Annotated in this window: 9 protein-coding genes; 8 read left to right on the forward strand and 1 reads right to left on the reverse strand. The window is 63.4% G+C overall.

Annotated features, from left to right (window positions below; genetic code table 11):
• Nucleotides 1-50: 50 nt before the first annotated feature.
• Nucleotides 51-833, reverse strand: a complete 783-nt coding sequence (nanR, locus tag LB552_RS00255; protein ID WP_224528574.1) for a transcriptional regulator NanR — start codon at nt 831-833, stop codon at nt 51-53.
• Between the two features lie 286 nt (nt 834-1,119).
• Between nanR and LB552_RS00260 the strand changes: the two genes are divergently transcribed.
• The 8 genes from LB552_RS00260 to LB552_RS00295 all read left to right on the forward strand — a co-directional run bounded on the left by LB552_RS00260 (nt 1,120) and on the right by LB552_RS00295 (nt 11,200).
• Nucleotides 1,120-2,139 carry an ABC transporter substrate-binding protein gene (locus LB552_RS00260; protein WP_224528577.1) on the forward strand — a complete coding sequence of 340 codons (1,020 nt, stop codon included), beginning with the start codon at nt 1,120-1,122 and terminating at the stop codon, nt 2,137-2,139.
• A gap of 72 nt (nt 2,140-2,211) precedes the next feature.
• Nucleotides 2,212-4,680, forward strand: a complete 2,469-nt coding sequence (locus LB552_RS00265; protein ID WP_224601164.1) for an ATP-binding cassette domain-containing protein — start codon at nt 2,212-2,214, stop codon at nt 4,678-4,680.
• Nucleotides 4,677-5,717, forward strand: a complete 1,041-nt coding sequence (locus tag LB552_RS00270; RefSeq protein ID WP_224528583.1) for an ABC transporter permease — start codon at nt 4,677-4,679, stop codon at nt 5,715-5,717. The genes LB552_RS00265 and LB552_RS00270 overlap by 4 nt, the downstream gene beginning before the upstream one ends.
• 108 nt (nt 5,718-5,825) lie before the next feature.
• Nucleotides 5,826-6,653, forward strand: coding sequence for a phosphogluconate dehydrogenase C-terminal domain-containing protein (locus tag LB552_RS00275; RefSeq protein WP_224528585.1), 828 nt, complete (start codon nt 5,826-5,828; stop codon nt 6,651-6,653).
• A gap of 262 nt (nt 6,654-6,915) precedes the next feature.
• Nucleotides 6,916-7,857: a D-ribose ABC transporter substrate-binding protein gene (locus tag LB552_RS00280; RefSeq protein ID WP_224528588.1), complete on the forward strand. Its 942-nt coding sequence runs from the start codon at nt 6,916-6,918 to the stop codon at nt 7,855-7,857.
• An 81-nt stretch (nt 7,858-7,938) separates the two neighbouring features.
• Complete coding sequence (locus LB552_RS00285) at nt 7,939-8,601, forward strand: DUF2291 family protein (RefSeq protein ID WP_224528592.1); 663 nt, start codon at nt 7,939-7,941, stop codon at nt 8,599-8,601.
• The gene (locus LB552_RS00290) at nt 8,598-10,139 is read left to right on the forward strand and encodes a sugar ABC transporter ATP-binding protein (RefSeq protein WP_224528595.1); all 1,542 of its coding nucleotides are present in this window, start codon (nt 8,598-8,600) and stop codon (nt 10,137-10,139) included. The genes LB552_RS00285 and LB552_RS00290 overlap by 4 nt, the downstream gene beginning before the upstream one ends.
• Nucleotides 10,136-11,200, forward strand: coding sequence for an ABC transporter permease (locus tag LB552_RS00295; protein WP_224528597.1), 1,065 nt, complete (start codon nt 10,136-10,138; stop codon nt 11,198-11,200). The genes LB552_RS00290 and LB552_RS00295 overlap by 4 nt, the downstream gene beginning before the upstream one ends.

Genomic DNA, 11,200 nt, shown 5'->3' on the forward strand with positions numbered 1-11,200 from the left:
TGTCATCACATGAGTTTTGGGTGGCAAAAAAGTTTTCAGAAGCGCGCAATTTAGCCGCCGGCACCGCCGGCCAACTTCGAATAGAGTTCATTGGCGCGGCCAATGTGTTCAGCCATAGCGGCGCTCGCGCCTTCCGCATCGCCGCTGGCAATCGCCTTGTATATTCGTTCATGCTCCTCGACTGTGAGGCGTTCGGCGCCCTTCATGGCGACGAGATCCCGCTTGAACCGGGAAAGCCACTCGAGCATTCCCTTGGCCACAGCTGCGATCATCGAATTCCCGCTCATCTCCGCGATGACGGCGTGAAACTCCATGTCTGCGGTCACAAATCGCGCCTGATCGGTCTTTGCCTCGCGCAAATGGCGCAAGGTCTCGGCAAGTCGCTCCAGGCCCTTGGCCGTGGCGCGCCGTGTCGCGATCCTGACCAGACCGGTTTCCAGCAAGAGCCTGACTTCTTTCAGTTCTTCGAGCCCGCGGGAGTTCGTCGCCAGCATCATGACCATCGCCGCTGAGACCTGGTCGACAATCACCTCGGGCGTCGGATTGATTACGCGTGCGCGTTCGCCATGCGAAATCCTGATAAGGCCCATCTGCTGCAGCGACTGCATCGCTTCGCGGATCGACGGCCGGCCCACGCCAATCATCGTCATCAGTTCCTTCTCCGACGGCAATTGCGAACCGGGCGGAAACTCCGATGTCGAGATCGCGGCCAACAGCCGGTCGAGCACCTCGACATACAGCTTCTTCTTCTGGACCGGTTCCATCCGCCCCTCCGTAATCCTTGTTGGCATATCGACAGCGAGTCGCACGGGCAAACAAGCCCTGCCGGTCAATTGACATTACATATATGATGACCTAATGTCCACCTTGCGTGAGCCACAAACCGGCGCGCAGGATGCCGCAGGGCCGGCACCGAAGCCGGCCCGCAGACTGAGGACAGACTTAACCGACAGGCCCATTTCGTTCCCGACGATCGGAAGCGAACAAGTTCCGCTACCGGCTTGCCTATTTGGTATGCTGGTATAACATGTAGATGGTATGGCATCTTCGGAAGAGACGCTGTAAGGGAAATGACAGACGACCGACCGGGTTGGGCGGTTTTTTTGGGAGGAGATATCCATGAAGTTTGCAACTGTGGCGGCATTTGCCGCCGCGCTGGCGAGTGTTTCGGTTCTACCGGCAATGGCGTCGCAGGACGCGCCGGTCATCGCGCTGGCCAACGCCTATTATGGCAACACCTGGCGGCACCAGATGGTGGAGGCGTTCGAAGCCTCCGCCAAGGAAGCCAAGGCCGCCGGGCAAATCGCCGACTACATCGTCATGAACGGCGACGGCTCGGTCGCGCAGCAGAACAGCCAGATCGCCGAACTAATCCTCAAGAAGGTTGACGTGCTCGCCGTCGACGCGGCCTCGGAGACCGCCGTCAACGGCGTGATCGAGAAGGCCTGCAAAGCCGGGATCATCGTGATCTCCTTCGATTCCGTCGCATCGGCGCCGTGCAACTACCAGCTCAATTTCGACTTCAAGGGCTACAAGGCGGCCCAGGCCGAAGCCGTATTTAAGATGCTCGGCGGTAAGGGCAATGTCATCCAGGTGCGCGGTGTGAAGGGCTCGGCGCCCGACAACGACATGTTCAATGCGCAACAGTCGGTGCTGGCCAAGTATCCGGACATCAAGGTGGTAGCCACGGTCTACGGCCAGGCGACCGCTTCGGTTGCGCAGGCGGCCATCGCCAATGTGCTGCCCTCGCTGCCGCATGTCGACGCCGTGCTCGGCCAAGGCGGCAGCGACGATGTCGGCATCGCCCAGGCCTTCGTCCAGTATGGCGGCGACTACAAGGACAAGATGCCGATCATCGAAGGCGGCGGCGGCACCGACTTCGTCAAATGGTGGGCCGAGGAGAACGCCAAGAACGGCTACCAAACGGTTTCGATGAACACCACGCCTGGCATCGGCGGCGCCGCTTTCTGGCTCGGGCTGTCGCTGCTTAAGGGCGCCAATGCGCCCAAGCTGATGATCATGCCGGTGGCGACGGTCGATGCGAGCAACTTGAAGGACTATGCAAAGCTGCCGGGCGGGCAGATCATCAGCCCGAGCTACTCGCTGGACTGGGTCAAGCAGAACCTGCTCAGCAAATAAGCCAGGCAGTTCGGGATCGGGCGCTGCCGCACGGCCGCGCCCGATCGTTGTCCGCGCAAAACCGGAGGACGAATGTCCCACATCGCCGTTGCCGTACAGGGCACCGCTGCCGCCCCTGCTGGACCGAGCGTCGTTTCGCTGAGCGGGATCACCAAGAGTTTTGGGCCGACGCTGGCCAATGCGGGGATCGACCTGTCTGTGCGGGCCGGCGACGTGATCGGGCTCGTCGGCGGCAACGGTGCCGGCAAGTCGACGCTGATGCGCATTCTGTGCGGCGCGATGTGGCCGACGCTAGGCGCGATTTCCTTTGCCGGCGAAGAGGTTCCTTTCGCAGCCTACAACACTGGCGAAGCGCAGCGCCGTGGCATCCGCATGGTGCATCAGGAGCTGTCGCTATGCGCCAACCTGTCTGTCGCCGAGAATTTCTTCCTGGAGACCCCTGGCGACTCGGCAAGCCGGCCGGGCTGGCGGGCTTTGTACCGAACCCGCGCCCGCGCGGCGCTCGACGCCGTCTTCCCGGGCAACGGCATCGACGCCGATACCGAGGTCGGCCATCTCACCATTGCCGAACGTCAGATGGTCGAGATCGCACGCGCCGCGGCGACGCCCAGCGTCACGCTGATCGTGCTCGACGAGCCGACCTCTTCTCTCGACCTCGACCGCTCGAAGCAGCTGAGAGCCTTTGTCCGCGGACGCGCAAAGGCCGGACTCGCCTTCATCTTCATCAGCCACAAGCTGCAGGAGATCATCGACATCGCCACCGAAGTCGTGGTGCTGCGCAACGGCCGCATGGCCTGGCAGGGCCACGCCTCGAATGCCTCGATCGGCAAGCTGGTGCAGTTGATGGGTGGCGACGCCAATCCGATCCATCAGCACAGCGTCGCCGCGGCATCCTCGCAGGACGTGCTGGTGCGGCTCTCGGGAGCGCTGACGTCGGAGCTCGGCCGCGACCTCGACATCGTGCGCGGCGAGATCGTCGGGTCGGCCGGGCTCGAGGGCAGCGGCCAGAAGGATCTGCTGCACGCGATCTTCAAGCCCGACCGGAAACAGCAGGCGACCGTCGCCAGGTATGCCGAGGCAGGCTTCATCGCCGGTGACCGGCAGAAGGAAGGCGTGTTCCCGCTGTGGAGCGTGCTCAGCAACATCAGCATTGGCGCGCTTGCCCGCCGGTCGGCGCTGGGCGTCGTTTCCGAGCGCGCCAACAGCGATACGGCGAAAGGCGCCGCCAGCAAGCTGCGGCTCGACGACACGCGCTTTCAGTCCAACATCACCGAGCTCAGCGGCGGCAACCAGCAGAAGGCACTGGTGGCGCGGGCGCTGGTCGCTGACACGCCGATCATCCTGCTCGACGATCCGACACGCGGCGTCGACATAGCCACCAAACAGGATTTCTATCGGCTCTGCAACGAAGTCGCGCGTGGCGGCAGAGCGCTGATCTGGCATACGACCGAGGATGCGGAACTGCTTGCCTGCGACCGCGTGCTGGTCTTTTCCGGCGGCCGTATCGTCAGCGAGCTGGCGGGCGAGGCTATTACCGAGCAAGCCATCGTCGGTGCCTCCTTCGCGCAACCGGCGGCCGGCCAATCCAATACCCCCAGCAAGCGGACCGTCATGGCGGGACTCGGGCGCAAACTGGTCAATGCCGCGCCGTTCATCGGGCTTGCCGCCGTGCTTGCCATCATGATCGCGATCAATCCGGCTGTCGCCTCGACTTTCGGGCTCGATCTTCTCTTGATGCCGGCGCTGTCGCTGGTGCTGGTGACGGCGGCGCAGATGTTCATCGTCGGGGGCAGCGAGATCGACCTCGGCGTCGGCGCCTTCGCCGGCCTGGTCAGCGTGCTCAGCGCCACACTGCTCTACGACCAGCCATGGCTCGGCACGCTGGCGCTGGTGGCCGCGCTCGCCGCCTATGCCGGCCTTGGCGGCGTTATCCAGGCGCGCAAGATCCCGGCCATCGTCGTCACGCTGGGCGCATCCTTCATCTGGGTCGGCATCGGCTACGCGCTGCAGCCGACACCCGGCGGCGCAAGCCCGGACTGGCTGATCACCCTCTTCGGCTGGTCGATCGGCTTCATGCCGACGTCGATCATCATGATCGCAACCGTGGCACTGATCGTGCTCGCCATTGACCGGTTGCCGCTCGGTGTGGTGCTGCGTGGCTTCGGTAACAACCCGGCTGCGATGATCCGCTCAGGATGGTCGCCGACCCGCTATGCACTGGTGCGCTATCTCATCGCCGGTCTGTTCGCGGGCGCTGCCGGCCTGTCGCTGACGGCCATCAACACGGCGAGCGACATCAACTCCGGCAATTCCTTCACGCTGCTCAGCGTCGCCGCGGTGGTGATGGGCGGCTGCTCGCTCCTCGGCGGCATCATTTCGCCGGTCGGCGCCGTCGCCGGCGCGGTGACGCTCTCGCTGATCGGCGCACTTCTGGGCACCCTCAGCGTCAGCAGCGACTACAACGCCGCCACGCAAGGGTTGATCCTGATCGCGCTGCTCACCTTGCGCAGCCTGACCGCAGACCGCCGGAGCGAGTCATGAACGCATTTGCCAGCTTCGGCATCTGGGCGCAGCGGAACCGCTGGATCTGGGCGGCGATCGGCGTGCTTGTGTTGTGGCTGGTGCTCTCCGTGGTCACCAACCGCTTCAGCCTGTCCAGCTTGTCCGGAGTCATTTTGTCGGCATCTTTCCTGACGATCGTCGGCATCGGCCAGATGTTCGTGGTGACCACCGGGCGCGGCAACGTCGATCTCTCCGTCGCTTCGGTAATCACGCTCAGCGCCTTCGTCGCGTTGCTCACCATCAAGGGACAGGATGCCAACCTGGCCATCGGCGTCATCGCCGCGATCCTGCTCGGCCTGGCCGTCGGGGCGCTCAATTCGCTGCTTGTCGTCGGGCTCGGCATTCCGGCGATCATCGCGACGCTGGCGACCGGCTATGTGTTGGCGACCGCAACGCTCTTATCGAACAAGGCGATCCCGGGTTTCGCGGTCAGCCCGGCACTGAAGCAACTGGCGACTGGCCGTATCTCCGGCGTGCCGATCATGGCCGTCATCGCCATTCTCGGCGTCGCCGCAACCTCCTTCGTTTTGCGCTACACGGTGTTCGGGCAACTGCTGTCAGCGGTCGGCCAGAACCGCGCCGCGGCCCGGCTCGCAGGCATCAGCAACGGTCCGGTGGTCGCATCGGCCTTCGTCATCTCCTCGGTGCTGGCATCGCTCGACGGTCTGTTGCTCGGAGCCTATATCGGCGGCGCCTTCCTGGAGATGGGCCAGCCCTATCTGCTGCAGTCGATTGCCGCGGTGGTGCTAGGCGGAACGCTGATCTTCGGCGGATCGGCGACGGCTTTAGGGACGCTCTTCGCCAGCATCCTGCTCATCCTCATCGTCACCACCATGCAGATCATCGGTCTGCCTCCGGGCGCGCAAGACATCGTGCAAGGCATCGTCGTTATCTTCGTGCTTGCGCTGGCCGGGCGCCAGGCAATGGCACGGCGCACGCCCGCCGACCTCGCGGACGGCGACAAGGACCCGGAGGCGACGACGAAAGCGCCGGCGGCGACGGTCCAGCCGAGATGACAGACAAGTCATAGACAATTCCTCTTGCCAAACTCTGGTAGAGTGATCATACCAGTATGCGAGATGACGATTGGCGCGGCCCCTCGTCTGAACGTCAGGAGCAGATTGATGACAACGATTGCGCTATTGGGTGCCGGCGGCAAAATGGGCTATCGCCTGTCGACCAATTTTCGCGGCTCGCCCTACACCATCCGCCATGTCGAGATCAGCGAGCCGGGCAAGGAGCGCCTGAAGACCGGGCTCGGCATCGACACGGTCGGCGTCGATGAAGCGCTCAAGGGTGCCGACGTGGTGATCCTGGCGGTTCCCGACACGCATATCGGCAAGGTCTCGGCCGGCATCGAGAGCAAACTCGTCCCGGGAACGATGGTGATCGTGCTCGATGCGGCAGCGCCTTTTGCCGGCCATCTGCCGAAGCGCTCCGACCTCACCTATTTCGTCACCCATCCCTGCCATCCGCCGATCTTCAATGACGAAACCGACATGGCGGCCAAGAAGGACTTCTTCGGCGGCGTCAAGGCCAAGCAGCACTTCGTCAGCGCCCTGATGCAGGGTCCGGAGCAGGACTATGCCAAGGGCGAGGAGATCGCTCGGATCATCTGGGCGCCGGTGATGCGCTCGCATCGCTTGACCGTTGAGCAAATGGCGCTACTGGAGCCTGGTCTGTCGGAGACGGTATGTGCTTCGCTGCTCGTCGTCATGAAAGAAGCCGTCGACGAGGTGGTGGCGCGCGGCGTCGACAGGCAGGCGGCGCTCGACTTCCTGCTTGGCCACATGAACGTGCTCGGCGCCGTCATCTTCGGTGAAACCAAGGGTGTGTTCTCGGACGCCTGCAACAAGGCTATCGAATTCGGCAAGCCGGTGCTCATGCGCGACGACTGGAAGCGGGTCTTCGAACCGGAAGAGATCGCAGCCAGCATCCAGCGCATAACCTGATGCGAAGTCGAGGTTAGGTACAGATCACCTGAATTAGTGGTTGACTCATCATACCAGCTAGCTTTAGCTGCCCTGGCTCGGATTTTTGGGAAATCCGACCACGAAGGAGTGACGGGCGGCGGGGAGAGCAGCGAGACAAGGTTCGGATGAAAGCCGGCAAAGACTTTCAAAATCCGAGCGGCGCGGCCCGCACTGCCTAACTAATTCAGACGCAGACAATCGCCTCGGCCGTCCGGGGCAGGTTTTTCAACGGGAGGACTTTATGAAACTCAATCGCAGAATGACGCTTGCGGCTTTCGCCGGCGTGCTCGCACTCGGCACCGCGATGCCTGCCTATGCGGCGGACCTGATCGCCATCATCACGCCTTCGCACGACAATCCTTTCTTCAAGGCGGAAGCCATCGGCGCCGAGGCCAAGGCCAAGGAGCTCGGCTACGATACGCTGGTGCTGGTGCATGACGACGATGCCAACAAGCAGTCGGAGCTGATCGACACGGCGATCGGTCGCGGCGCCAAGGCGATCATCCTCGACAATGCTGGCGCCGACGCCACTGTCGCGGCCGTGCAGAAAGCCAAGGACGCCGGCATCCCCTCCTTTCTCATCGACCGCGAGATCAACGCCACCGGCGTCGCCGTGGCGCAGATCGTCTCCAACAACTACCAGGGCGCCCAGCTCGGCGCGCAGGAATTCGTCAAGCTGATGGGCGAGAAGGGCAATTATGTCGAACTGGTCGGCAAGGAGTCCGACACCAATGCCGGCATCCGCTCCAAGGGCTATCACGACGTGATCGACGACTATCCGGACCTGAAGAAGGTCGCGCAGCAGTCGGCCAACTGGAGCCAGACCGAGGCCTATTCCAAGATGGAGTCCATCCTGCAGGCCAACCCGGACATCAAGGGCGTGATCTCCGGCAACGACACGATGGCGATGGGCGCCTATGCGGCGTTGGCCGCAGCCGGCCGCAAGGACGTCATCGTCGTCGGCTTCGACGGCTCGAACGATGTGCGCGATTCCATCACGTCAGGCGGCATCAAGGCGACGGTGCTGCAGCCGGCCTACGCCCAGGCGCAGATGGCCGTCGAGCAGGCCAGCGACTTCATCAAGAACAAGAAGTCGCCGGAGAAGGAAAAGCAGCTGATGGACTGCGTGCTGATCAACGGCGACAATGCTCCCAAGCTGGAGACCTTCGCGCTCAAGAACTGAGCCAGCCCGATAGAAGCTGCGAGGGACGAACGCGTTCGTCCCTCGCCTCCATTTTCACTATCCGGGTGTCTTTCGAACGCCATGCCGAACAAGTTGACCTGGCTCACCCTTGGGCTGACCGTTGCCGCGCTCGTTGGTCTCAGCATTAGCGCCTGCAAGATCCTGCCGACACTGTCGGCGCAAGGCGGCGATAGCGCCAACAGTACGGCCTTCAATCCCGACAAGATGGTCGAGGACATCTGGGTCTCGAAGGTCATTCCCTATTTGCAGCAGAAGGCAGGACCGTTCGCAGAGGTCCATGCGCTGGCCAAGACCGATCAAGTCGCCGCCGGCGCCAGATACGGCAATGCGAAGAAGCAGGCGAATTCGCCATGGACTTTCGCGGTTCGGGTCGAAGGCAAGATCGTCGCCGCCAACACGCAATCGCGCGCGGCGACCATCGATGTCGACGTCGATGGCGACGGCAAAGCGGATGCGCGTGTGCAGATCGGGCCGGCGATGCGCGGCACTGCACTTCGCGACAGCCTGGACTTCGTGCAGTTCAACGACTTCACCAACCAGATCGACTTCGCCCAGTTCGGCAAGGCCTTCAATGCCCATGCCGACAAGACCGTGCTGTCCAAGCTGCCGCGTGATACACTCGAGGGCCGGACCGCGAAGGTGCTCGGCGCCTACACGATCGAAAGCAGCCAGAACCTGCCGCTGGTGACGCCGGCGGAGGCCGAGATCGGGCCGAAGTCATGAGCTCCGATCACGACGTCATACTCAAGCTGGAAGACATCTCCAAGGTCTATGCCGGCACCGTGGCGGTCAAGCACGCCAATTTCGAGGTGCGCAAGGGCGCCGTCAACGTGCTGGTCGGCGAGAACGGCGCCGGCAAGTCGACGCTGATGAAGATCATCGCCGGCGTTGAACGGCCAACCGCCGGCCGAATCCTGCTCGACGGCAACGAGGTTTCGTTCTCGTCCTCGGGAGATGCAGTCGGCCGCGGCATCGGCATGGTGTTCCAGGAACTGAACCTGTTCGGCAACCTCACAGTCGCCGAGAATATCTTCGCCACCCGCGAGCTGACCAACTGCTTCCGCAAGATCGACCATAAGGCGCAGGAGCGGCGCGCTGCCGAGTTCCTCGAACAACTCGAAGCCGGCATCCGGCCGGACATGCCGGTCGAGGATCTGCGCATCGGCCAGCAGCAGCTGGTCGAGATCGCCAAGGCGGTTTCGCTCGACGCGCGCGTCCTGATCATGGACGAGCCGACCTCGGCGCTGAGTGCGGCCGAGGTCGAGATCCTGTTCAAGGTGATCGCCGATCTCAAGGCGCGCGGAGTCGCCATCGTCTACATCTCGCACCGGCTGGAAGAGCTGATCCGCATTGGCGACTACATCACCGTGCTGCGCGACGGCCGCATCACCGGCCAGGAGGAGATGAAGAACGTCGACACGCAGTGGATCGTGCGGCAGATGATTGGCTCCGACGCCAAGGATTTCGCCAAGGCCGATGGTCATCAGCCGGGCGAGGAGATCTTCCGCGCCGAGGAGATCTGCCTGCCGCGCGTCACCGGCGGATTGGCGGTCGACCATGTCTCCCTGTCGCTGCGCGCCGGCGAGATCCTAGGCATCTACGGCCTGATGGGCGCCGGGCGCAGCGAACTGTTCGACTGCATCATGGGTCGCCACGGCCAAGCCAGCGGCAGGATCTTCATCGACGGCAAGCCGGTCAAGGAGCGCGACACGACGCGGCGCATCCGGCGCGGCCTGGCGCTGATCCCGGAAGATCGTCAGCGCGAGGGCCTGGTGTCGATCCTGTCCGTCGCCAGCAACCTAACCTTGGCCAGCCTGTCGCGCTTCGTCAGCCTGTTCCACATTCGCGGCGGCGCCGAGAAGCAGGCTGTCACGCAGATGGTGCGCGAGCTGGCGATCAAGGTGGCCGACCCGGCGCAGGAGGTGTCATCACTGTCCGGCGGCAACCAGCAGAAGGTTGTGATCGGCAAGGCGCTGCTCACCGGACCGAAAGTGCTTTTGATGGACGAGCCCAGCCGCGGCATCGATGTAGGCGCCAAGGCCGATGTCTTCCGCACGATGCGCAAGCTTTCGCGCGACGGCCTGGGAATCCTCTTCGCCACTTCGGACCTCGACGAGGTGATGGCATTGTCCGACCGCATCGCGGTGATGAGCAACGGAAAATTGACGGGAATGTTCAACCGCGCCGAGGCGACGGAAGCGGCGATCGTCGCCGCATCAGCGCTTGGCCATGGCCCCGTACACGGAGAGCAAACCCGATGACCGACATCCCAGCCAAGGCTGCCGCGCCATCCGTGTCGAGCGGCTCCATGCTTTTGACGCTGATGAAGCTCCGGACCTTCATCGCCCTGATCGCCGTGCTGGTGTTCTTCTCGATCGCGGCGCCGAATTTCCTCTCGGCGGGCAACCTCATCCTGATGGCCAAGCACGTGGCGCTCAATGCTTTCCTCGCCATGGGCATGACCTTTGTCATCATCACCGGCGGCATCGACCTGTCGGTCGGCTCGATCGTCGGCCTGTGCGGCATGGTTGCCGGCTATCTGGTGCTCAACGGCATCGACTTGCAGATCGGCTACACCGTCTATTTCAACGTCATCGAGATCGCGCTGATCACGCTTGGCGTCGGCATCCTGATCGGCGCCGTCAACGGGCTACTGATCACCAGGCTCAACGTCGCGCCCTTCATCGCCACGCTCGGCACGCTCTATGTCGCGCGCGGACTGGCGCTCTTGTCGTCGGACGGCCGTACCTTCCCCAACCTCGTCGGCAAGCCGGAGCTCGGCACCACCGGCTTCGGTTATCTCGGCGCCGGCAAACTGTTCGGCCTGCCGGTCTCGATCTGGATACTGGTAGTGGTGGCGCTGGGAGCGGCCTATCTCGCCCGCTATACGCCGCTCGGCCGCCACATCTTCGCGGTCGGCGGCAACGAGCGCGCCGCGCGGATCTCGGGGGTGCGGGTCAATATGGTGAAGATGTTCGTCTACATGTTCTCCGGCCTCTGCGCGGCGATCGTCGGCCTCATCATCTCGTCCGAGCTGATGGCCTCGCATCCGGCCACGGGCGAAAGCTTCGAGCTCAACGCCATTGCGGCGGCGGTGCTTGGCGGCACCTCGATGTCGGGCGGCCGCGGCACGATCGGCGGCACCATCGTCGGCGCCTTCGTCATCGGCATCCTTTCCGATGGGCTGGTGATGATGGGGGTGAGCTCGTTTTGGCAGATGGTGATCAAGGGTCTCGTCATTATCGTCGCCGTCGTTGTCGACCAGGCGCAGCGCCGGCTGCAGAGCCGCGTGACATTGATGCAGATGGCGAAGGTGGGTTGA

Origin of the sequence: Mesorhizobium sp. CA7 (assembly GCF_020165015.1) — a bacterium.
GTDB lineage: Bacteria > Pseudomonadota > Alphaproteobacteria > Rhizobiales > Rhizobiaceae > Mesorhizobium.